This window comes from Psychroflexus aestuariivivens, from assembly GCF_004010055.1.
In the GTDB taxonomy this organism is placed as follows: domain Bacteria; phylum Bacteroidota; class Bacteroidia; order Flavobacteriales; family Flavobacteriaceae; genus Psychroflexus; species Psychroflexus aestuariivivens.
Genome location: NZ_RQVT01000001.1, coordinates 75,289 through 97,803 on the forward strand (window position 1 = coordinate 75,289; position 22,515 = coordinate 97,803).

Annotated in this window: 21 protein-coding genes; 6 read left to right on the forward strand and 15 right to left on the reverse strand. The window is 33.2% G+C overall.

Translation table 11 applies throughout. The features are described from left to right. Positions 1-20: 20 nt before the first annotated feature. The gene (locus tag EIG86_RS00340; RefSeq protein WP_127844167.1) at positions 21-2,426 is read right to left on the reverse strand and encodes a 3-hydroxyacyl-CoA dehydrogenase/enoyl-CoA hydratase family protein; all 2,406 of its coding nucleotides are present in this window, start codon (positions 2,424-2,426) and stop codon (positions 21-23) included. A gap of 9 nt (positions 2,427-2,435) precedes the next feature. Then, complete coding sequence (locus tag EIG86_RS00345) at positions 2,436-2,891, reverse strand: MarR family winged helix-turn-helix transcriptional regulator (protein ID WP_127844168.1); 456 nt, start codon at positions 2,889-2,891, stop codon at positions 2,436-2,438. A gap of 253 nt (positions 2,892-3,144) precedes the next feature. Between EIG86_RS00345 and EIG86_RS00350 the strand changes: the two genes are divergently transcribed. Further along, complete coding sequence (locus tag EIG86_RS00350; protein ID WP_127844169.1) at positions 3,145-4,545, forward strand: alpha/beta hydrolase family protein; 1,401 nt, start codon at positions 3,145-3,147, stop codon at positions 4,543-4,545. Between the two features lie 13 nt (positions 4,546-4,558). Next, positions 4,559-5,338 carry a tRNA pseudouridine synthase A gene (locus EIG86_RS00355; protein WP_127844170.1) on the forward strand — a complete coding sequence of 260 codons (780 nt, stop codon included), beginning with the start codon at positions 4,559-4,561 and terminating at the stop codon, positions 5,336-5,338. A 5-nt stretch (positions 5,339-5,343) separates the two neighbouring features. On the opposite strand, the gene corA is transcribed toward EIG86_RS00355, so the two are convergent. From corA to EIG86_RS00410, 11 genes are all read right to left on the reverse strand, one after another. Further along, positions 5,344-6,441 carry a magnesium/cobalt transporter CorA gene (gene corA, locus EIG86_RS00360; RefSeq protein ID WP_192901690.1) on the reverse strand — a complete coding sequence of 366 codons (1,098 nt, stop codon included), beginning with the start codon at positions 6,439-6,441 and terminating at the stop codon, positions 5,344-5,346. Continuing rightward, positions 6,434-6,838, reverse strand: coding sequence for a glyoxalase (locus EIG86_RS00365; RefSeq protein ID WP_127844172.1), 405 nt, complete (start codon positions 6,836-6,838; stop codon positions 6,434-6,436). The genes corA and EIG86_RS00365 overlap by 8 nt, the downstream gene beginning before the upstream one ends. A gap of 335 nt (positions 6,839-7,173) precedes the next feature. Beyond that, positions 7,174-7,746, reverse strand: a complete 573-nt coding sequence (locus EIG86_RS00370; RefSeq protein WP_127844173.1) for a type 1 periplasmic binding fold superfamily protein — start codon at positions 7,744-7,746, stop codon at positions 7,174-7,176. A 17-nt stretch (positions 7,747-7,763) separates the two neighbouring features. Next, entirely contained in the window at positions 7,764-10,175 is a 2,412-nt protein-coding gene (locus EIG86_RS00375) for a TonB-dependent receptor (protein ID WP_127844174.1), read from the reverse strand. A gap of 50 nt (positions 10,176-10,225) precedes the next feature. Beyond that, entirely contained in the window at positions 10,226-10,537 is a 312-nt protein-coding gene (locus EIG86_RS00380) for a hypothetical protein (RefSeq protein ID WP_127844175.1), read from the reverse strand. 62 nt (positions 10,538-10,599) lie between these two features. Beyond that, on the reverse strand, positions 10,600-10,923 hold the full coding sequence (locus tag EIG86_RS00385; RefSeq protein ID WP_127844176.1) for a DUF6787 family protein: 324 nt from the start codon (positions 10,921-10,923) through the stop codon (positions 10,600-10,602). Between the two features lie 19 nt (positions 10,924-10,942). Then, entirely contained in the window at positions 10,943-11,350 is a 408-nt protein-coding gene (locus EIG86_RS00390) for a DUF6146 family protein (RefSeq protein WP_127844177.1), read from the reverse strand. Positions 11,351-11,363: 13 nt separating this feature from the next. After that, entirely contained in the window at positions 11,364-12,134 is a 771-nt protein-coding gene (locus EIG86_RS00395) for a septal ring lytic transglycosylase RlpA family protein (protein ID WP_127844178.1), read from the reverse strand. Between the two features lie 2 nt (positions 12,135-12,136). Continuing rightward, a complete protein-coding gene (locus EIG86_RS00400) occupies positions 12,137-13,090 on the reverse strand; it encodes a D-2-hydroxyacid dehydrogenase (RefSeq protein WP_127844179.1) in 954 nt (317 codons plus the stop codon). A gap of 11 nt (positions 13,091-13,101) precedes the next feature. Beyond that, positions 13,102-14,172: a 3-phosphoserine/phosphohydroxythreonine transaminase gene (serC, locus tag EIG86_RS00405; protein ID WP_127844180.1), complete on the reverse strand. Its 1,071-nt coding sequence runs from the start codon at positions 14,170-14,172 to the stop codon at positions 13,102-13,104. Positions 14,173-14,183: 11 nt separating this feature from the next. Beyond that, complete coding sequence (locus EIG86_RS00410) at positions 14,184-15,221, reverse strand: acyl-CoA reductase (RefSeq protein ID WP_127844181.1); 1,038 nt, start codon at positions 15,219-15,221, stop codon at positions 14,184-14,186. 63 nt (positions 15,222-15,284) lie between these two features. Between EIG86_RS00410 and EIG86_RS00415 the strand changes: the two genes are divergently transcribed. From EIG86_RS00415 to EIG86_RS00430, 4 genes are all read left to right on the forward strand, one after another. Then, entirely contained in the window at positions 15,285-15,638 is a 354-nt protein-coding gene (locus tag EIG86_RS00415) for a 4Fe-4S dicluster domain-containing protein (RefSeq protein WP_127844182.1), read from the forward strand. 447 nt (positions 15,639-16,085) lie between these two features. Next, entirely contained in the window at positions 16,086-17,612 is a 1,527-nt protein-coding gene (locus tag EIG86_RS00420) for an NAD(P)H-hydrate dehydratase (RefSeq protein WP_127844183.1), read from the forward strand. A 33-nt stretch (positions 17,613-17,645) separates the two neighbouring features. After that, positions 17,646-19,136 carry a histidine ammonia-lyase gene (gene hutH / locus EIG86_RS00425; RefSeq protein ID WP_127844184.1) on the forward strand — a complete coding sequence of 497 codons (1,491 nt, stop codon included), beginning with the start codon at positions 17,646-17,648 and terminating at the stop codon, positions 19,134-19,136. Between the two features lie 45 nt (positions 19,137-19,181). Continuing rightward, entirely contained in the window at positions 19,182-19,601 is a 420-nt protein-coding gene (locus EIG86_RS00430) for a hypothetical protein (protein WP_240032144.1), read from the forward strand. A gap of 76 nt (positions 19,602-19,677) precedes the next feature. Here the strand turns inward: EIG86_RS00430 and EIG86_RS00435 are convergent, their stop codons facing one another. Continuing rightward, positions 19,678-21,450, reverse strand: a complete 1,773-nt coding sequence (locus tag EIG86_RS00435) for an AMP-dependent synthetase/ligase (RefSeq protein WP_127844186.1) — start codon at positions 21,448-21,450, stop codon at positions 19,678-19,680. Positions 21,451-21,640: 190 nt separating this feature from the next. Then, complete coding sequence (locus EIG86_RS00440; protein WP_127844187.1) at positions 21,641-22,510, reverse strand: universal stress protein; 870 nt, start codon at positions 22,508-22,510, stop codon at positions 21,641-21,643. Positions 22,511-22,515 lie beyond the last annotated feature (5 nt).

The following is a 22,515-nucleotide window of genomic DNA, read 5'->3' on the forward strand; positions in this document are numbered from 1 at the left end:
TAATATCTCAAATCTACTTTCTAATTTCTAAGCGGTTTCCCTTTCTTAATCATGTGTTGAAGACGTTCTAGAGTTTTCTTTTCACCGCAAAGTGATAAGAAAGCTTCGCGTTCAAGATCTAAAAGATACTGTTCAGAAACATAACTGGCTTCAGATAAATCACCGCCAGACATGACGTAAGCCAATTTGTTGGCAATTTTCTGATCGTGCTCACTGATGTAATTTCCTGCTTTCATTTGGTCTGTTCCAACCAAAAATGCACCTAAAGCTTGACGACCAAGCACTTTGATATCGTTGGTTTTTACAGGCTGAGAATATCCGTTTTCTGACATCAATTGGGCGTGTTGTTTTGCGATGGCAAGTTGTCGGTCTCGACTCACCACAACAATGTCTTTGCCGCGTTCCAAAATATTCAAATCGTAAGCTTCATGAGCAGATTTGGCAACTTTAGCCATTCCTATAGTCAAGAAGTTTTCTCTTAATCTATTCAATTCAACATCATCTTTTTGGAAGGTTTTTGCAGCTCTACGTGTCATTTCTTTAGAACCACCGCCACCAGGAATTACGCCAACACCAAATTCAACTAAACCGATATAAGTTTCGGCGTGAGCAACAATTTTATCGGCATGCATAGACAATTCGCAACCGCCGCCAAGTGCCAGTTGATGTGGAGCAGCAACCGTTGGAATAGAGGAGTAGCGCATTCTCATCATTGTATCCTGAAAATATTTGATGGCGCCATTCAATTCTTCATATTCTTGTTCAACAGCGAACATGAAAATCATTCCGATATTGGCACCTACAGAAAAATTATCGCCGGTATTCGAAATAACGACGCCATTAAAATCTTTTTCTGCAATATCCATCGCTGTGTTAATGCCGTTCAGTACATCGCCACCGATAGAATTCATTTTACTTCGGAATTCAATATTCAAAATACCGTCGCCTAAATCTTCAGCGACAAGATCTTTGTTTTTGAAAACTTCATTGCTTTCTCGGATATTATCTAAAATGATAAAGGCATCTTGACCAGGAATTTTTTCATGGGCTGATTTGTCGATATCGTAAAAATAAGTTTTACCAGATTTAACGTGGTAGAAAGATTTTTGATCGGACTCGGATAGTTTTTTCACCCAATCTGAAATTTCAAAACCTTCGTCTTTCATCAACTGGATTCCTTTTTCTAAACCAATGGCATCCCAAATTTGAAATGGTCCATGTTGCCAGCCAAAACCAGCTTTCATAGCATCATCGATTTTGTAAAGTGAATCTGTGATTTCTGGTATTCTGTTTTGCACATAAGCGAAAAGTGCAGCGAAATTTTTTCTGTAAAATTCACCAGCTTTATCTTTGCCTTCAATTAAAATAGGAAAACGATCTGCAACTACATCAACAGATTTTGTTTTTTCTAAAGTGTCAAATTTGGCAGATTTTTTTTCTCTGTATTCTAATGAATTTAAATCCAGTGATTTGATTTCGCTTGAACCATCATCGTTTTTAATTTTTTTATAAAAACCTTGTCCTGTTTTGCTTCCATACCATTCATTTTCCATCATAGACTCTATGAAATCTGGAAGTTTGAACAAGTTGTGACGTTCATCGTTGGGAACATTTTCATATAAACCATTGGCTACATGAACTAAAGTGTCTAATCCAACAACATCAACTGTTCTAAAAGTTGCCGATTTTGGACGACCGATTACCGGACCGGTTAATTTGTCAACTTCTTCAATCGTCATATCCATATCTTTAACCATATGGAACAAGCTCATGATGCTAAAAATACCAACTCGATTTCCGATAAAAGCTGGGGTATCTTTGGCAACGACTGTAGTTTTTCCTAAGAATTTTTCACCATAATCATTCAAAAATTCTAAAACTTCAGTTGAAGTATCAGGACCTGGGATAATTTCCAAAAGTTTCAAATATCTCGGCGGATTGAAGAAATGCGTTCCGCAGAAATGTTTTTTGAAATCGTCACTGCGACCTTCAGTCATAAATTTAATAGGAATACCAGAAGTGTTGGAAGAAATCAGCGTTCCTTTTTTGCGGTGTTTTTCTAAATTTTCAAAGACTTGTTTTTTGATATCTAGTCTTTCCACAACGACTTCAATAATCCAATCGACATCTGCAACTTTAGAAATATCATCTTCTAAATTTCCAGTTTCAATGCGTTTTGCAAAATCTTTATGATAAATCGGCGAAGGGTTAGACTTTAATGAATTTTGTAAAGCATCATTAACAATTCGGTTTCTAACCGAAGGATCTTCCAAGGTTTTGCCTTGTTTTTTTTCTTTGTCATTAGGTTCTTTTGGAACGATGTCAAGAAGTATAACTTCTACACCTATGTTGGCAAAATGGCAAGCAATGCCACTTCCCATAATACCTGAACCAATGACTGCTACTTTTTTGATTCTTCTTTTCATATGCTTAGATTATCGATTTGTGTAAGATTTTTCGTTAAAAATTGTTTTTTCTGAAATCATATCTGAAATGGTTTCCGCCACTCTAATGAAGGTTTCAAGATCTTTAGAATTGATATTTTCTTTTACTTTGTTGTCGAATGTAAGGACGACACTTTTAGAATATTCTCGCATTTCCCTACCAAATTCTGTGAGATGAATAAGGACGCTTCTTCCATCTTTTGGATTCCTTTCACGTCGAATTAATCCTTTGTCCTCCATGTTTTTTAAGGTTCTGGAAACGCTGGTAGATTCTACACCCATTTTAGGTCCTAAAGCCGTAGAAGGTGTACCAGTTTCAGGATCAATACTTAGCAAAGCAAAACCAGTAGCCATCGTACTATCTTTTTTTGCAGCTTCTTCATTGTACATTTTCGCAACTGCAATCCAAGTTGACCTTAAAATATAATCTATTGTTTTTTCTTTCATGACGAAATTTATATTTCAAATGTAATAAAATATACTATGCATGCATAGTAAAATTGAATTATTTTCAAAATTTAATATTCATTTAAATATTCCCTAACAAATTCATTGATATCAAGAGATTTAGTCAGTTTTTAATAGTATTTTTTAAGAACTTGTAAAAGTTAATGATTTTGATATTTTAAATAAATATTGACTTTGTTCAAAATAAGAAATGCTTTAATTAAATTTGGAGCTTCTGTAATTTACAATTGAAATGAAAAAAATATTCTTAACTTATTTAGTCGCGATTTCAGGTCTAGCAACATTTGGACAAAATATTACTGGAGATTGGAATGGTGTTTTGGACGTGCAAGGCATGAAAATGAGGTTGGTTTTTCATATTGAAAACACCGAAGAAGGTCTTGCGTCCATAATGGATAGTCCGGATCAAAATGTCTCTGGAATTCCAGTAACATCTACTGAATTTAAAAACGATACTCTAACATTGAAAGTTAAAAATGCAGGTATTGAATATATTGGAGTGCTAAATGATACAGGAGATGTTGAAGGAAATTTTTCTCAAAATGGCATGGTTTTCAAAATGAATTTAACCAAAAATAAAATTCAAAAATCTGAGTTGAAAAGACCACAAGAGCCAGAAGAACCTTTTCCATATCATTCTGAAACGGTCAAATTCAAAAATAAAAACGCTAAAATAAAGCTTGCAGGAACATTGACTTTACCAAACCAAACCGAGAAATTTCCTGCAGTGGTATTAATTTCTGGCAGTGGTCCTCAAGATAGAAACGAATCCATCTTAGGTCATAAACCTTTTCTCGTGTTATCAGATTATTTAACTCGTCAGGGCATTGCAGTTTTGCGTTACGATGATCGTGGTTTTGCTGAATCTGAAGGTGATTTTGGTTCAGCAACTACCTTAGATTTTGCTAAAGATGCAGAAGCTGCTGTAGAATTTTTAAAATCTCATAAAAACATTGATTCTGAAAATATTGGAATAATCGGTCACAGCGAAGGTGGCTTAATTGCTCCAATAGTTGCTAGGGATAATTCAGCTGTTGCATTTATTGTGTTGATGGCTGGCACGGGAATTCCCGGCGATGAATTGCTTTATTTACAGCAAAAGCTTATTGGTGAAGTCTCAGGTTTAAGTGAAATTCAAATTGAAAATAGTGTTGAAAACAATAAACAAGCTTATAAGATTTTATCTAATTCGGAAAATATAACTAAAGCAAAATCAAAGTTGAAAAGTTTTTATCAAAAGGCTTTAAAAGAAAATCCAGATCCGCAAAAACCATCTAATATGACAGATGAAGAATATATTGATCTGGTGGTTTCTCAAATTGCTACGCCTTGGTTTCAGACTTTTATAAACACAAATCCAGCAGATATATTACAAAAGGTTAACTGTCCTGTTTTGGCTATAAATGGTGAAAAAGATTTGCAAGTGCCCCCAAAAGAAAATTTACAAGCGATTGAAAAATCTTTGAAAACTGGCGGTAATCAAAATATTACAACGATAGAATATCCGAATTTGAACCACCTTTTTCAAGAAAGTAAAACGGGTGCGCCATCGGAATATGCAAAAATTGAACAAACCATTGCGCCTTATGTTTTAGAAGATATTTCAGAATGGATTTTGATTCAGGTGAAATAATTTTTGACTTTCTATGCAGTACAAACGTTTTTATTACCTCATTAAACTTCAATATTTAGGTTTCAGATATCATGGCTGGCAAAAGCAACCTGATGTTTTAACGGTGGAACACATGTTGAACAAAACATTGAATTATGTATTGGAAGGCAAACGTTTTAAAGTTATTGCTGCAGGTCGAACAGATGCGATGGTTTCCGTCAATCAAACTTATGCCGAATTATTTATTTATGAAGATGCTTTGGAAATCGATTCTTTTTTCCCTGAATTCAACAAGAATTTACCGCCAGATATTCGGGCTTTAGAAATTGAAGAAACCAGTGCAGATTTCAATATCATTCAACATCCTAAATTGAAAGAATATTTATATTTTTTTACCATAAAAGAAAAAATGCATCCATTTTGTGCGCCATTTATGGTAAATATTCAGGAAGATTTAGACATTGAATTAATGATGATAGGAGCGAAGTATTTTGAAGGTGAACATGATTTTTATTCCTTCACTTTTCGACCAAACTCTGGAACTATAACTGATGGAGAAATTGTAAGTTGTGAACTCAAAGAAAACGACATTTATACAGCCAATTTCTTTCCAGTGCAAAGTTTTGTCCTACGTGTAGTAGGTGAAGGATTCAAACGCCAACAAATTCGCTTGATGATGGGCGCACTAATTGATTTAGGTCGTCACAAAATAGATTTGGATTTTTTGAAACAAACTATAAATGGCAAAAACCGAATAAAACTTGAACATATTGCGCAAGCTTCTGGTTTGATTCTAAATAAAGTTGAACTATAATAATTTCAAAACCATTTTTTCTTTTTAAAATAAAATATAAGTAAAATAGTTATTGTAATCATCACAACCCAAACTATAAAATACCCAGATTTAGCCTCTAATTCAGGCATATATTCAAAATTCATCCCGTAAACTCCAACGATAAAGGTCAACGGAATAAAAATAGTAGACATAATTGTGAGTACTTTCATAACTTCGTTCATCTTATTACTGATGCTACTCATATACATGTCCAAAAGTCCCCAAGTGATTTCTCTATAAATATCTACATTTTCAGTGACTTGTAAAATGTGGTCGTATAAATCTGCTAGATAAAACCTCGTCGATTTATCAAATAATTTGTGTTTAGAATTCTGCAATCTGTTAATCAACTCTTTAGTTGGTGCTACAGATTTTCTGATACTTAGAATTTCGCGTTTTAACAATTGAATTTCTGTTGAACTTGCATTATTGGCGTCTGATAAAATTTTATCTTCTAAGAATTCAGTTTTTTCTTCAACGGTTTCAGTAATGTTGTAATAATTGTCAATGACTGCATCTACGATGGCGAAAAACAAGTAATCTGTGTTATGTGTTCGGATTCTCCCTTTTTTATTCTGAACGCGTTCACGGACAAAATTTAATACATCGTCTTTATGTTGTTGAAAAGTAATTATATAAGAATCATGTAATATAATTCCAAAATGCTCTTTTACAAAGATATTTTCTGTTGTATAGTACAACATTTTCAAAGCCATGAACAAATAATCGTCAAACTCATCAAGTTTTGGGCGCTGCTTTGTGTTTGCAATATCTTCTAAAACCAAAGGGTGAATGTCGAGCGACTTTCCAAGATTGCCAAGTTTTTCAACGTCATGAAGTCCAGAAAAGTTGATCCAGTGCTTAAAGTCTTTTTCGTGAGTTACCAATTCAACCACTTTGTCAACTGTACAATTGTAATGATATTTTACTCTATCAACATTATAGCTAATCACATCAATTTCAGTAACATCTGTGGTTTTTTCACCAATGAATGTGATTTGTCCAGGAATTTGGTTCTGGATTTTATGCTTTTTTATTTTTAAGCGTTTCGGGTATTTTAAATTTGGAAGTTTTTTACGCATGTTCTGATTCAAAATATTGCATTTGACTTTGCAGTCGTTCTTTAACTAAATTTACAATTCTTTTATTCGCAGAAGATATGTTTTCACTGTAAAATTTATATTCTTCTGAAGTGAAATGAGCGATGAAAATACCACGAATTAGATTTTTAAACTTACTATCTTTTTTCAAACTATTTTCAATATAATTCAGTTTTTCGTTTTGACCTAGTTTATGAAATATATTCTTGTATTTTTCTATATAATTCGAAAAAATGGATAGCAAAATGTCGTTTTGAAATTTTGCAATTGGCCTCAATGTTAGATTTTGAAACCGTTCCATTTCAGCAGTCCTTGATTTGATTTCAGCATTTGGAATTTCAGGTCTGATGGACTTCAATTGCTCATCTCTAGCATTCATAACTTTTTTTGTCTAAAGTAAGAATTCTTTTGCAAAGTCAATTTTATATTTATAAAAAGAAAAACTAGGCTTTACTTATGTGATCGTGATATTTTTTACAAATTAAATATTCGAAGTTTTTCTTCTGTTAAAAATAAATTCAAAATATATAATAAATTGAATGTTGTAATCGATACAATCTGAAATCATCAATTTTACTTAAATTAGCAAAATAAAAAAGCTGTCCACTTCATGTTTTACAGTGATTTAAAGCTCTAATTTCTAGGTAGACTTTAAATTAAATACAACATTTCGGACAGCTATTTTTATGCTGAAATTGGACGACGTTACAAAATTTAGTCTTCGATATTTACATCAAAATTGACTTCAATATCTGTTTCGCCACCAACGCCATCAGTTAAGACACCTTCACTAGCGCCTTCAGCAAATTTGTTTCCTTCGTGTATTAAAAACACAGTCAAGACACCATTGCTAGCGTCTCCAGTGGTAAGTGTGAAATCTAAACCAACAGGATTGCCGACATTATCAACATCGTCGTAAGATGTGGTTAAATCTAAAGTCGTATTTGGAATATAAAAGATTTGGTGTTCCTCATCCTCAGCCAAGATTTCTTGGGTAATATCTTCAGCTGGATTTTCCAACTCGTTTAGGAAAGTAATCGCTCCAGAATAAGTCGTATTTGCAGTCAAATTGTCTACATTTACTAGGTCTTCCAGACCATCACCATCTGAATCGCTCCACAAAAAAGTCGCTGTATTTGTAGGATTATCGACATCTTCTAACTCGATATTAATTGTTGTGATAACTTCTTGCTCAATGATAGGCTCTGGAGAGCTATCGTCATCTGAACATGAGTTCAGTGTAATTGCTGCAATTAAGCTTAAACTAAATAATTTGATTGTTTTCATTTTGAATAATTTTTAGATTAATAATTTACTTTCAGTTGTAACATGACATTCGTACCAATTTCATCTGCATAATACCTTTGTCTATTTAAATAATTTCTATAATTTGTATTGAATAAATTGTTGATTCTTAGATTAATATTGAATTTAGTTTTGTCTAGTTTGAAATCCATTCCACTTGAAAAATTCAACAAATGATAGGCTTCTGGAGGCGTGCTAATGTCAACCAAAACATCTTCAAAAGTGCCAGTTTCTGTGTTGAGAATCTCTACTTCAAAATTGTTATTTGGAAATCGATTTTGTTTAAAAACAAATTGACTGTTCAATTCTAAATATAAATTCTGAAACTTATCAAACTCATACCTGACAGTATTTGACCAATTAGTTGGAGGCATATCAATCAATGCTTCATTATTGCTCATATCTTCACCATGGATATAAGCCAAATTCGTTCTGAAATCAAGTTTTTGAAATTTATAATTTGCAGTTAAGTCAAATCCTAAAAGTCTGGCATTGGTTTGAGAATACTGATAAACAGGAAATGCGCCTCGAATTGTTCTTTCAATGTCTTCAGGTTGCATCAAAATATAATTATTGATGAAATTTGCATACGGCTGAAAATTGAAACCAAAATTTTTATAACTGCCTTGAAAACCTACGCCAAATTTATATGATTGTTCAGGACTTAGGCTCAAGTCACCACGCTCAATGCTGGAAATACTGTGGTGCAATCCGTCGCTAAACAATTCCGAAGGATTGGGAGCACGACTAGCAGAACTCAGATTCATAATCAGTTTCATTTGTTCAGATAATTGGTGTGTAGCACCAAATGTGGCTGAAAAATTATGATAATCGAATTTTGGATTAGTCTCAATTTGATTGCCAATATATTCCACTTCAAATTGTGGAAATGTTTCATCATAATTCAGATCTTCCCATCGACTTGTGATATAATATTTCACAGCATCGATTCTACTGAAATCGTAACGAATACCAGCGTCGAATTCCCAAGTATCAGAAAGTTGAAATAGACTCGTTGCATAAGTGCCAAAACTGAGCATTTCATAATCTGGAATCAATCTGCGGACGCCAGTTCTTGGATTAGGAAAATTGTTTTGCGCATTGAATTCAACACCAAAATTCGAATCAAAGTTTTCTGTTTGATCCCATTCCAATTCTGCTAATATTGTATGTGTTTTTAATTCTAAATCCAAAGCTGCTAAATCACTTCTGCCACCACGACGAACGTCAAATTCTTTTCTTCTGTTATTTTGAAACGCATATTGCAGGCTCAATTCTCCGATATTTTTCAGTTTTTTGAAAGCTTTCAATTTATAGATTTGATGTGTTACTTTTTGTTTTGGATTGTTGATATCGTATGAAAAATCATCAACAAAAGAGGGTGTTTGTCGATTAATAGCATTTACCAAATCTCTGGTATTTCCAATATGCGAAGCACGCAAAATACCAATTTCTGAATCCGTCAATTTGTAACTGAAATCAATTCCGTAATCTATTTTATTAAGACCTAAACCAAGCGATAAATTATTGGCTCGTGAACCAGTATTGCTCAATTGATAATCTGGAGATTTAAAGTCGCCCAAACGCTTCAAACTGCCTTGAATTCTATAATTGAAACCATTGTTATAAGCTTTTATTAAGTTTGAAGCTAAAGTTCCACCACGGCCATTTGTTGCTCCAGTTACAATTGTTTTGCCGATTAAAGTGTCTTTAATAGGTGCCTTTTTTGGTTCAACAACAATAGTCCCGCCAACAGCGTCGCCGCCATATTTTAGTGCAGATGCACCTTTTATTACAGTAATATTTGCAGCAGAATTTATGTCCACATTTGGTGCGTGATCTACGCCCCATTGTTGATCGTGAAGTCTAACATTGTCATTAATCACCAAAACCCGTGAGCTATGCAAACCCTGAATTATCGGTTTTACAATAGCATTTCCGGTGTTCAAACTGGAAACGCCACTGATGTTTTTTAGCGCATCTCCAAGTGAAGCGTTACTAAATTCTTCAAGCGTTTCAGTTTTGATTTGATTTGATATTGAAGAGTTATTTTCGTTATTGTAAAGTTTTCCTTTTAGCAAAACCTCATTCAATTCTTCTAAATGATGTTCTAACCTGAAGTTTATTTCCGTATTCGATTTTAGATTTAAACTTTTAGTTTTTGGTTCACAAAAAGGATGAGATACTTTAATTTCCAAAAGACCTTCACAAATATCCTCGATTTTGTAATGGCCCTTTTCGTTGGTGTAGACAACTTTATTTAGAGATTCAATTTGAACAACAGCACCAAATAATGGGGAATTGTCATGCAAATCAATGACTTGTCCACTAATGTTTAGTGAACAGTTTTGTGAATATGTAAAACTTGTGAATGCCATTAGGCAAAACACCAAAATTCTCATTTGAAACATAAATGTTTAATTGAAAAAAGTAAAAATAATTTTGAAAGAATTGATTGAATTTAGACTTCTAAAGTCGGTGGAGGCTTGTTGTAAAATTTGCCTTTTGGCTTAGAATTGAAGAGTACTGAGGTTGAAATAAACTGAAGAGTTACAGTTTTTGAAATTTCGGTTATTTCAAATTTAGGATAAGTAGGAGTGAAGTCAAAATCGAAATCTTGTTTGTGATTTACAACATATTCATCGCAAAATTCACAATTTTCAATATCTGAAACTTCGTCTTGATCAAACAAGTGACTAAGCGCATGTGTATTGACAAAAGTAGATGTCAATAACATGATTAAAAATAGGCTTAGTATTTGTTTAATTTTCAATGTTTACTATTTTTTTGCGAATGTAATAAAAACATTTGAAGAAAAGTTGAAAGTGTTAAAATCTAGGATTTAGAAAATAAGAATCCAAGTCCAAGCCTAGATAGCATCTTTTTTTCAAAATTCCAGAAGAATTTATGTTGACCAAATAAAGTTCCAATTAAAACTAATAAAACCTGATAAATAGGAAAAATTAGTAAAATACGAAGGGAATAATATACGAAACCACCAAAAAAATGTTCAGGAAACGCAGTTCTTGATAAATTTAAAAGTTCTAAAACGGGTTTAGCCAAATAAGCCGACAAGGAGCCAGTGATGGAAAAAACAATAAAAATGATAACCAATTGAAAGTTGGAGTCTATGTCCCAGCGTTCTTTTAATTTTTTCATAAATGCAAAATTACAATCTTTAAAGTAAATTTTGATTGTATTTCTCTTCAAAAAATAAAAAATAGTGATACAAAAGGTAATTTACTTCGTAACCATAATCTATTCTTGGGTTGTAATCTATGCGCCAACTGTACAAATTTGGATCCCAATCTATGGAAGAATTAACTCTGGAATTGAACTCTGTAACGTAAAATTTATTTTTCAATTCCAAAAAACTTTGAGAATAATAACCTCTTGGTCTTTGGGTTTGCAGCCAAGCATTGAAACCAGGCTCCACAATAATAATTTCATATTCTAATGAATCATTCGCGATACGAATAGTGTCTTCAGCAGATTTTGAAATTGAAGAATTTTCATTGGAATTTTCTTTTGTAGCCGAACAGCTATGCAACAAAACGGCTAGTATAATGATATAAATGAATTTCATACTTTCATTTGAATTACTCCTTATCTTTCAATGTGATGACGAAAGCGTCAGGATATTTTTTATCAATTTTTGATAAGAATTTTTCTGCTGCTGTTCTATTTTTGAATTGTCCCAAAATTAAAGTGTATAATTTACTGTCGTTTAATTCTTTGATTTGAATTATTGCAGTTTCATCATAACTGATTTTTAGATTGCTAGCCAACCTAAGCAGGTTTGAGTTTTCTCTAAAACTTCCAATCTGAACACCATAAAAATCTGGTTCAATTTTTTCGATGTTTAATTTATATAATTCTTTAATTACTGGCGCTTGACTCGATTTTTTTTGAAGCTGATTATTTACATTTTCAGGTTGAGCAATCTCAGTAACTTTCCGATTACTTTTTTCAACAGGAAGTTCCTTTTCGGGTTTTTGGATTTCAACTTGATTTAAATCGCTGTCTTTACCAAGCACTTCAATTGTAACTTCAATAATACCAGATTCTAAAGCGCCGAGTTCTTCTGCAACAGATTTTGATAAATCGATAATACGACCGCGAATAAAAGGTCCGCGGTCGTTTATTCTTACAATTGTACTTCGATTATTATTTAAATTGGTAACTTTTACTTTTGTGTTGAAAGGCAGTTTCCTGTGAGCGGCGGTTGCTTCAGCATGGCGATATATTTCTCCGCTTGCGGTTTCACGACCTTCAAATTTGTCGGCGTAAAAAGAAGCTTTCCCACTTTGAGTTTGACTCATTGAAGAAAAACAAATCAATAAAATAAGAATTGAAAACAAAGATTTCATAATTATGAGTTTGAGATGCTGATGATTTGGTCTGCCAATTCTACTCCGATTCGATCTTGAGCCTCAACCGTCGCGCCACCAATGTGTGGACTTAAAGATAATTTTTGATTCATCAATAATTGAACAGGCGGTTCAGGTTCGTTTTCGAAAACATCTAAAGCTGCGAAAGACAATTTGTTTTCATCTAAAGCTTCAACAAGGGCAACTTCATCAATAACGCCACCTCTGGCAGTATTTATAATTGCAGCTGAAGTTTTCATTTTTTCAATCTCTTTTTTGCCAATGATATATTCTTTTTGAGCTGGAACGTGAACACTTATGAAATCGGATTCTGCTAAAACTGAGTCCATTTTTTCAGTAGAAATCGAAAAAGTCAAACTTTGTCCATCATAGAAATCCAATTGTAGGTCTACTGAAAATTCTTGAACGTCGAAAGCTTTTACTTTCATGCCCAAACCAATTGCTTTTTTGGCTAATTCCTGACCAATTCTGCCAAAACCGATGATTCCTAAAGTCTTGCCTTTCAATTCAGAACCTTTAGCATAAGCTTTTTTCAAAACTTTAAATTTTTTGTCTCCTTCCAAAGGCATTTCGCGATTGGCATCTTTCAGAAAACGCACACCACTGAAAATATGGGCTAAAACCAATTCCGCAACACTTTCTGAAGATGCGGCTGGTGTATTTATGACTTTTATGCCTTTTGACTGGGCATAATCCACATCTATGTTATCCAGACCAACACCACCGCGTCCAATAATTTTCAAACTATCGCAGGCATCAATAATATCTTTTCTGACTTTGGTGGCGCTACGAACCAAGATGACATTAATTTCATTTTCGTTGATATAGTCGATGAGTTGCTCTTGAGCTACTTTTTTTTCGATGACTTCATGTCCGGCATCCTTAAGTTTTTTCACACCACTCTCAGAAACACCGTCGTTTGCTAATATTTTCATTTTAAATTATTTTAAGCTTGATTTTCTAATTCCTTCATTACATTGACCAAAACCTGAACGCTTTCTAGTGGCAATGCGTTATACATTGATGCGCGATAGCCGCCAACACTTCTGTGACCGCTCACACCATTGATTTCTGCAGCTTTCCATAGCGAGTCAAATTTATCTTTCAAGGATTCTTCATTCAGTGTGAAAGTCGCATTCATCATTGAACGGTCTTCTTGTTCTGCAAATCCTTTAAATAATGGATTTCTGTCAATTTCACTGTAAATTAAATCTGCTTTGGCTTGATTTTTCTTTTCTATTGCAGAAATACCACCATTTCTTTCCAACCATTCTAAAGTTAGCATAGAAACGTAAACCGAAAATACCGGTGGCGTATTGAACATACTGTCTTTGCTAATCATTGTTTGGTAGTTCAGCATAGATGGTATTTGGCGAGAAACTTTACCGAGAATATCTTCTTTAACAACGACCAAAGTTGCGCCAGCAGGACCCATATTTTTCTGAGCGCCAGCGTAAATTAAATCGAATTTAGAAAAATCCATTTGACGTGAAAAAATATCGCTACTCATGTCGCAAATCATTGGAACATTTCCAGTGTCTGGAAAAGATTTCATCTGTGTTCCAAAAATAGTATTGTTGCTGGTACAATGGAAATAATCAGCATCAGAAGGCACTGTAAAGTCTTTAGGAATAAAATTAAAGTTTTTATCTTTTGAACTGGCTACAACTTCAACATCACCAAGGATTCTAGCTTCTTTAATGGCTTTTGTCGACCAAGAGCCTGTATCCAAATATGCTGCTTTATTTTCCAAAAGGTTGAAAGCATTCATGATAAATTGCATGCTGGCTCCACCTTGCAAAAACAAAGCTTGGTAACCTTGGTTTTCTAATCCTAAATGTTTTAGAGCCAATTGCCTGGCTTTTTCCATAATTTCGACAAAAGCTGGACTTCGGTGAGAAATTTCTAGAATCGATAGACCAGAATTGTCTAAATCGATAACAGATTGAGATGCTTTTTCAAAAACTTCGCTAGGTAAAATACATGGACCAGCGCTAAAATTGTGTTTTCTTGACATATTATTTTGGTTTAGTTCAATGCTAATAAAAATTTTAAAGTATCTACGCCATCGGCATAGTCTGATAAACTAGGATTTTGGCTTTCTCCAAAATCAGTTTCTGTAAAGTCAAAATGTCCAACTTTACATTGAATTTTATTTTTGTCAGATTCTAATTTATTTTGAAGTTGCTCCTCGTTTTTATAGGTTTCGTAAAATAAACAACCAATAGGCGAGGCGTAGCTTGAATCTTCTTTCAAAATAAGAAAATTGTTATCTAATAATTTTACACTGCTCATCAAATACACCGCTTTGTTATAATCATAATTATTGGCATATTTATGATGGTCAATATAAGTTTTATATTCGAAAATTGATTCGAAAAAGGTATCAAATTTGTAGTTTTCGGGCACAAACAATTTTGAGACATTTCGACAACCTAAACCAAAATACCTAAATATATCTTCACCGAAAGTTTTTAGTTCACTTTCTGATTCATTTCCGGACAAAACCGCCACAGAGTTTCTGTTTTTCCGAATGATACTGGGTTTATTTTTAAAATAATATTCAAAATATCTAGCTGTATTGTTGCTGCCTGTAGCAATAACTGCATCGAAATTTTCCAATTTGTTTTCAGTAAAACGGATGCGATCTTTGAATTCAGGTTGAATATCTATTAAAGTTTCGGCTAAAAAAGGGAGTAAAACTTTATCATTCGAAGATAATTTTGCCAATACTTTATGACCAGAAATCAAAACTGATAAAAAATCGTGAAACCCAACCAAAGGAATATTTCCAGCCATAATAATCGCCACATTTTTAGGGCTTTTAACTTGGAAATCGTAAACGCTAGTCCAATTTTTTAAATTTTGAGAATTCAAAATTTCAGCCCAAGCTGTAATCGCGTGATTGACTTGACTTGGCGTAAACCAAGCATTTTGAATTTCAGCTTGGCGAATTTTATTAATTAATTTTTGTGAAAAATTAGCCGTCTGGTCAGAAGATTCTAAGTAATTTTGTAACAGTGAACCAAGTTCAGAAAAAGCATCGATACGCGCATCTAAAGTCATAAGATTTGGTTAAGCGTTTAAGTGTTGCTATTTTTAAACAAACTTACACAAATAAAATAAAAAATGGCTATAAAAATAACAGACGAATGTATCAATTGTGGTGCTTGTGAACCTGAATGTCCAAACACTGCTATCTATGAAGGTGCAGACGATTGGCGTTATGCAGATGGCACCGATCTAGAAGGTGATATCGTGTTGCCGAATGGCAAGGAGGCAAATTCTGAAGAAGCACAAGAACCATTGAGCGACGAGTTATACTACATTGTTGCCGACAAATGTACAGAATGCATGGGTTTTCATGAAGAACCACAATGTGCTGCAGTTTGCCCTGTAGATTGTTGCGTTCCAGACGAAGAGCATGAAGAAACTGAAGAAGAACTCCTAGGAAAACAATCTTTTATGCATAAAGAAGACTAAAGTTTCAGAAGCAATTGAAACTTATTTACCAATATTAAATTTTAAAAATAACGAAGATTTTGTACTTCGTTATTTTTTTTGAATTTATCTTTCACGGATTTCAGTCTTATATGTTTGCCAATTAAATTGGGGTAAACTGGTTGTATTATCAAATTCATTTTAAAGTTCTATATTTTTGTTTAAAACCTTAAATCAAGTATCTTTTCAACTTAAAGAATTTCTAGGCTTTTTTTAGAATTTGATTGAGTTTACTTTTAAATGCGTTTTAAAAAAAATCAGCTGATTCAATTTTAAACTGTTCAAGATTTTGAAGAAATGGTTTTTGAATAGTTTTATAAATTCTATATATTTATTAGAATTCTAAAAATCAATTGAACTTTATTTATTTGAATATCAGAAAACTTAAAATATTTTTATTAAACTAATTTTTAATTAAAAATCTTAACAATGAAAATTCTGAACGCAAAAGAATTGGCTGAAGTCGATGAAAATACAATTAAAAAGCAAAATATATCGTCATGGGATTTGATGGAACGTGCTGCTAAAAAGGCTTTTGAATCAATGAAATCCTACACTTCTTCTAAGCAGCAATGCATTCATATTTTTGCTGGAATTGGTAATAATGGTGGCGACGGATTGGCAATTGCTTATTTTCTAACCCAAGAAAATAATAATGTCAAAGTCTATTTGGTAGAATACGCCGACTCAAAATCTGATGATAATGCTAAAAATTTTGAACGCTTAGAATCAAAAACAAAGCTAGAAATTATCTCTGTTTCAGATGAAAATTTTCAAATAGAACTCAACCCAAATGATTTTTGCATAGATTCCATTTTTGGATTTGGCTTAAATCGCCCAATGCCAGATTTTGTTCAGAAATTGATTAAAGAAATCAATCAAAGTCAAACTTTTAGGATTGCTATAGATGTGCCAAGTGGCGTGTATTTAGATCGAATTCCCAAAGAAGATGAAGAGATTTTCAATGCAGATCTTACATTAACTTTTCAATTGCCAAAACTGCCGTTTTTCTTGCCACAAGTGGGTTTTAATGTTGGTAAACTTGAAATTATTGACATTGGTCTTGACCAAGAAACCATTGATTCAATTGAAGCAAAAGTGGAGTATTTAAACCAAAATTTAGCTTCAACTTATGTTCAGAAAAGATCTCGATTTTCACATAAAGGAACTTTTGGTCACGCTTTAATTATTGGTGGAAGCCGATATATGTTAGGAAGTGTTATTTTATCAGCAAGTTCATGTATGCGTTCTGGAGTCGGCAAAACCAGTGTGTTGATGCCGAAAATCGGACACCAAAATATGATCAACCATAGACCAGAAGTAATGCTTGTTCCTCACGAATCTGAAGACTTTATTTCAGAAAAAAATTTGGATTTTGAACCAAATGCTATTGGAATTGGGGTTGGTATTTCCATGGAATCAGAAGCTGAAACTGCCTTAAAATTTTGGTTGGAAAATTCAAAAAAACCAATGGTCATTGATGCAGATGCTTTAAATTTAATTTCAGAAAATGAGAGTTTACTTCAGCTAATTCCAAAAAATTCTATCTTGACTCCACATCCTGGAGAATTGAAAAGATTGATTGGAAATTGGTCAGATGATTTTGATAAAATTGAAAAAATCAAATCTTTTTCAAAGAAATTTCAACTTATTATCTTAGCTAAAGATTCATTTTCAATTTGTGTAAATGGAGATGAAGTTTTCGTGAATTCTACAGGAAATTCAGGAATGGCTACTGCTGGAAGTGGCGATGTGCTAATGGGACTTATCACAAGTTTGTTGGCACAAAATTATGAACCAAAATCCGCAGCAGTTTTAGGAATGTATCTTCATGGTTTAGCTGGAAATTTGGCAGCGCGAGTAACTTCAGAAGAAAGTTTGGTGGCTTCGGATCTCATAGATTATTTTGGATTGGCATTTTCGGAAATAAAGCCCCGAACAAATGTAAAAAAATAACTAATTTTGTGACACTTTAAAAATGTCACAATTATGAGTAAAATCCATTATATAGATAGTTCAGTTTTAGATTTTGAAACTATAGAAAAAATTTTAGACGAAAATTATCATTTGGCTTTAAGCGAAGAAGCCGAAAGTAAAATCAATAAAGCGAGACACTATTTAGATCAAAAACAGCAAGACAGAGACAAGCCTATTTATGGTGTCAATACTGGATTTGGTTCACTTTGTAATATCAAAATTGCTGAAGACCAGTTAACACAGTTGCAAGAAAATTTAGTCATGTCTCACGCTTGTGGAACAGGTGAGCGCGTTCGTCCGATTATAGTGAAACTAATGCTTTTGCTAAAAATACAGTCCCTAAGTTATGGCAATTCTGGTGTGAGTGTTGCATTGGTTCAACGTCTGATAGATTTTTTTAATAAGGATATTCTACCAGTTATTTTTGAACAAGGCTCCCTTGGCGCATCTGGCGATTTAGCGCCTTTAGCTCATTTGTCTCTGCCACTTATTGGTAAAGGTAAAGTGATATATAAAGGTGAAGAAAAATCTGCAGAAGCAGTTTTGAATGAGTTCAATTGGAAACCGATTCAACTTCAATCTAAAGAAGGTTTAGCATTGTTGAATGGAACTCAGTTTATGAGTGCTCACGGAGTGTTTTCAATTTTGAAAACCAAACGATTGTCTAGTCAAGCAGATTTTATTTCGGCCATTTCTATCGATGCATTTGATTGCAATATGTCGCCTTACGATGAGTTGGTACACGATGTGCGCCCTCACCGTGGACAAATAAAGACTGCGCAACGGATTTTGGAAATTTTAGATGACAGTGAGATTGCTAAAAGACATAAAACCAATGTTCAAGATCCATATTCTTTCCGTTGTGTACCTCAAGTTCATGGCGCTAGTAAAGATGCCTTACACTATGTTTTTCAAACTGTAAAAACTGAAATAAACAGTGTCACTGACAATCCAAATGTATTTGTTGATGAAGATAAAGTGATTTCTGGAGGAAATTTTCACGGGCAGCCTATGGCTTTAGCCTTGGATTTTATGGCAATTGCTTTGAGTGAACTCGGCAATATTTCTGAAAGACGAACATATCAACTTGTCTCTGGTTTGAGGGGTTTGCCCGATTTTTTGGTTGATTCTCCTGGTCTAAATAGCGGATTTATGATTCCACAGTACACGGCTGCCAGTATTGTAAGCCAAAACAAGCAACTCTGCACACCGGCAAGCGTAGATTCTATTGTATCTTCTAACGGCCAAGAAGATCACGTGAGTATGGGTGCAAATTCTGCAACAAAACTGGTTCGTGTTTTAGATAATTTGGAACGCATTCTTGCTATTGAAATTTTTAATGCATCACAAGCTCTGCACTTCAGACATCCCTTAAAAAGTTCAACTCAAGTTGAAAATATCCTTTCAAAATTTAGAAAAGTTGTGCCTGTAGTGAAAGAAGATAAAATCATGTCAGATGAAATAGAAAAATCAATAATTTTCTTAAATAATCATAAATTTTAATTATTTCTATTAAATAATTCTATTTTCGTGAAAAAATTTATGATAATGAAATATTCAAAATTAGGTTTAGTTTTAGTGAGTGTTTTTTTAATGATGGCATGTGCCCAAAAAGTTGCTTTTCCAGTTTCCAATGTCGTACCAGGTGCAGAGGTAGAAGCCAAAATAAAAACTGATAATAATGATAATTATGAAATCGATTTGAAAGTTAAGAATTTGACTTCACCAGATCGTCTAGAACCACCAAAAGAAATGTATGTAGTTTGGGTTGAAACCGAAAGAGGAACAAAAAATTTAGGACGTTTAGAGATTTCAAAAGGAATGTTCTCTGGAACTAGGAGTGGAAGTTTGAAAACAGTTTCCCCTTACAAACCAAAGCGAATTTTGATAACGGCAGAAAATTCATCTTCTAATAATGAACCAGGAAGTCAGGTTATTTTGTCTTCTGAAGAGATTTCGATGAAGTAGAGATAAAAAATATAGCATAAAAAACCTCATAATTTTTTAAAAATTATGAGGTTTTTTATATGTTTAAAATTTAAGTTTAATTGTATATTTTATCGTACAATTTTTTATATTTCTCTTTTATAACTCTTCTTTTGAGTTTCATAGTTGGTGTAAGGTGTTCTTCTTCTATACTCCAGATTTCAGGTGTAAGTTCAAATTTTTTGATTTTTTCCCACTTACCAAACTTTTCATTGTGGAAATCAACTTCCTCCTGAATTCTTTTGATCACTTCTTCATTTTCTGAAATTTCAGCGTCGGTATTTCCAACTTTCATATGTTTTCGCTGTGCCCAATCTCGGATAAATTCAAAGTTAGGTTGAATTAAAGCGGCTGGCATTCTTTGACCTTCGCCAATTACCATAATTTGCTCGATAAATCGAGACTGTTTCATAGTATTTTCTATAATTTGAGGAGCGATGTATTTGCCTCCTGAAGTCTTGAACATTTCTTTCTTACGATCAGTGATTTTTAAAAATCCGTCTTTATCAATTTCACCAATATCACCAGTATGAAAATAGCCGTTTTTAAGTACCTCGTCTGTTTTGGCTTTATCTTTATAATAACCAATCATAACTTGTGGTCCTTTGACTAATATTTCACCATCTTCTGCAATTTTCACTTCAGTTTCAGGAATCGGTCGACCAACAGTACCAATTTTGAAGCCACCGTCTCGCATGTCATTAACAGCAACAACCGGTGAAGTTTCAGTTAAACCATAACCTTCCATAACACCCATTCCTGCTGCATTGAAAACTCTAGCAAGTCGTGGTTGCAATGCAGCACTTCCTGAAGCAATTACGCTTAAATTTCCGCCTAAAGCTTCTTGCCATTTGCTAAAAATCAGTTTTCTTGCTAGTTTCAATCTGGTTTCGTACCACCAACCATTTTGACCGTATGGCTCATATTTTAAACCTAATTCAACTGCCCAATAAAACAGTTTTTTCTTGACGCCAGTTAAATCAGCACCTTTGCCAATAATTTTGTCATAAACTTTTTCTAAAAGTCTTGGAACTGCAGACATGACATCAGGTTTTACTTCCTTTAAATTATCACTAATAGTTTCTATAGATTCAGCAAAATAAATGCTGACGCCACTATATTGATACATATATTGTAGCATACGTTCATAAACATGACAAACAGGAAGAAAACTTAAAGACTTGGCGCTGCCTTCGTCTAAAGGCAATCTTGTCGCACTATTGATAGCATTACTTGCAATATTTTTATGAGAAAGCATTACACCTTTTGGACGACCTGTTGTACCTGAAGTGTAAATTAAAGTCGCTAAATCATCTTCTGTGACTTTCTCCATAATAGCTTCAACTTCAGATTGATTGCTGTCGTCTTCACCAAGTTGAAGTACTTCTGACCAGTTTTTTGCACCTTCAATTTCATCAAAAGTATAAACTTCTTTCAAGCTTGAAACTTGAGCTTTAATTGCGATGACTTTGTCATAGACTTCTTTGTCTGAAACAAAGCAAAATTTGGATTCACTATGATTTAATACGTACGCGTAGTCTTCTTCTGAAATGGTAGGATAAATTGGGACATCTTGTGCACCAAGTTGCATAATTCCAACATCCATAATGTTCCATTCTGTTCTATTATTAGTAGAAATCAGAGCGACTTTGTCGTTGGGTTGAACGCCTAGTTGAAGTAAGCCACGACTTATTTTGTTCAATTTTTCAACATAGCTTTTGGTAGAGGTAGAAACCCATTTACCATCGTATTTGGTAACTAGTGCCTCTTCAAGATTAAATTTTTCTAATTGGTAATATGGAAAGTCAAATAAACGCTTAATCGTTTTCATAGCTTCAAATTTAAAACACTGCAAAATATAAATAAATTTGATAAAATTCTAATGAAATATCATTCTATATTTTTCAATTTGTTAATAAGACAATGTTTTCATTATTAGTTTACTAAATCTCAGCATTTTTGTGAAAAATTCCAACTATCATTTTTTCAAAATTAAATAGCCAAAATCAGATATTTTACTTTTAATTTAGACTTTCTTTGACAACCAAAAGCGGGATTTTTAACTCACGATTGAATAAATCTTCGGTGACACTACCTAAGGTTAAAGTTGAAAATGTATTAGAACCTTTATCTGCTACAATTAGTAAATCTACATCATTTTTATAAGCTTCTTTTTTTATTTTGCTAGCAACATTGGCTTCACGTCCAGATATTTTGTGATATTTAAGAGCACCTTTATAATTCAATTTATCGAAGAATTGGTCAAATTTTTTATCAATATACTTTTCGACTTTAGGCTCAATTTTGGAGTCATTGATGTAAGGTGAAAAGTGAACTGGCAAGCTGTAAACGTGAACAGCTTCAACTTCAATATTTTTCTTGGATTGAAGCAAGCTACTAAAGCTAAAGCATTTTTTTGAAGCGTTTGAAAAATCAGTCCCAATCCAAATTTTATCGAGTTTATATTTTACATTTTCAGGAATCCATAAAAATTGGCATTTCAAAGTTCTTATAAGTTTAAAAGCTAATATTCCTGAACCTTCATCGTTATTTTTATTTCCTAAAACAAGTAAATCTATTTCATATTTGTTGACGATATAACTCATCAAAGATTCTGTATAAGGGTCGTCAGAAATAAGGACTTCCCACTCAATTTCTTTTTTGAAATTTTCTTCTACAATTTCTTGGATTTCTTCTGAAATAACTTGTTCTAAATCAACATCTTCAATTTCTTTTTCCAGCATTTCAGAAATTTCATATTTCTTGATGTTATGAACAAAATAAACTTTTTCAACATCCATAATTTCAGCAAAATAAGCTGTGTATTGAATCAACTTAACATCGATACTGGACAAGTCTAAACCGACAAGAATTTTATTTACAACACTCATAATAT

Excerpts from the sequence above, each read along its gene's own strand:
- EIG86_RS00340 (WP_127844167.1), bottom strand. The coding sequence starts at position 2,426 with ATGAAAAGAAGAATCAAAAAAGTAGCAGTCATTGGTTCAGGTATTATG.
- EIG86_RS00345 (WP_127844168.1), bottom strand. The coding sequence starts at position 2,891 with ATGAAAGAAAAAACAATAGATTATATTTTAAGGTCAACTTGGATTGCA.
- EIG86_RS00350 (WP_127844169.1), top strand. The coding sequence starts at position 3,145 with ATGAAAAAAATATTCTTAACTTATTTAGTCGCGATTTCAGGTCTAGCA.
- EIG86_RS00355 (WP_127844170.1), top strand. The coding sequence starts at position 4,559 with ATGCAGTACAAACGTTTTTATTACCTCATTAAACTTCAATATTTAGGT.
- corA (WP_192901690.1), bottom strand. The coding sequence starts at position 6,441 with ATGCGTAAAAAACTTCCAAATTTAAAATACCCGAAACGCTTAAAAATA.
- EIG86_RS00365 (WP_127844172.1), bottom strand. The coding sequence starts at position 6,838 with ATGAATGCTAGAGATGAGCAATTGAAGTCCATCAGACCTGAAATTCCA.
- EIG86_RS00370 (WP_127844173.1), bottom strand. The coding sequence starts at position 7,746 with ATGAAAACAATCAAATTATTTAGTTTAAGCTTAATTGCAGCAATTACA.
- EIG86_RS00375 (WP_127844174.1), bottom strand. The coding sequence starts at position 10,175 with ATGTTTCAAATGAGAATTTTGGTGTTTTGCCTAATGGCATTCACAAGT.
- EIG86_RS00385 (WP_127844176.1), bottom strand. The coding sequence starts at position 10,923 with ATGAAAAAATTAAAAGAACGCTGGGACATAGACTCCAACTTTCAATTG.
- EIG86_RS00390 (WP_127844177.1), bottom strand. The coding sequence starts at position 11,350 with ATGAAATTCATTTATATCATTATACTAGCCGTTTTGTTGCATAGCTGT.
- EIG86_RS00395 (WP_127844178.1), bottom strand. The coding sequence starts at position 12,134 with ATGAAATCTTTGTTTTCAATTCTTATTTTATTGATTTGTTTTTCTTCA.
- EIG86_RS00400 (WP_127844179.1), bottom strand. The coding sequence starts at position 13,090 with ATGAAAATATTAGCAAACGACGGTGTTTCTGAGAGTGGTGTGAAAAAA.
- serC (WP_127844180.1), bottom strand. The coding sequence starts at position 14,172 with ATGTCAAGAAAACACAATTTTAGCGCTGGTCCATGTATTTTACCTAGC.
- EIG86_RS00410 (WP_127844181.1), bottom strand. The coding sequence starts at position 15,221 with ATGACTTTAGATGCGCGTATCGATGCTTTTTCTGAACTTGGTTCACTG.
- EIG86_RS00415 (WP_127844182.1), top strand. The coding sequence starts at position 15,285 with ATGGCTATAAAAATAACAGACGAATGTATCAATTGTGGTGCTTGTGAA.
- EIG86_RS00420 (WP_127844183.1), top strand. The coding sequence starts at position 16,086 with ATGAAAATTCTGAACGCAAAAGAATTGGCTGAAGTCGATGAAAATACA.
- hutH (WP_127844184.1), top strand. The coding sequence starts at position 17,646 with ATGAGTAAAATCCATTATATAGATAGTTCAGTTTTAGATTTTGAAACT.
- EIG86_RS00430 (WP_240032144.1), top strand. The coding sequence starts at position 19,182 with ATGAAATATTCAAAATTAGGTTTAGTTTTAGTGAGTGTTTTTTTAATG.
- EIG86_RS00435 (WP_127844186.1), bottom strand. The coding sequence starts at position 21,450 with ATGAAAACGATTAAGCGTTTATTTGACTTTCCATATTACCAATTAGAA.
- EIG86_RS00440 (WP_127844187.1), bottom strand. The coding sequence starts at position 22,510 with ATGAGTGTTGTAAATAAAATTCTTGTCGGTTTAGACTTGTCCAGTATC.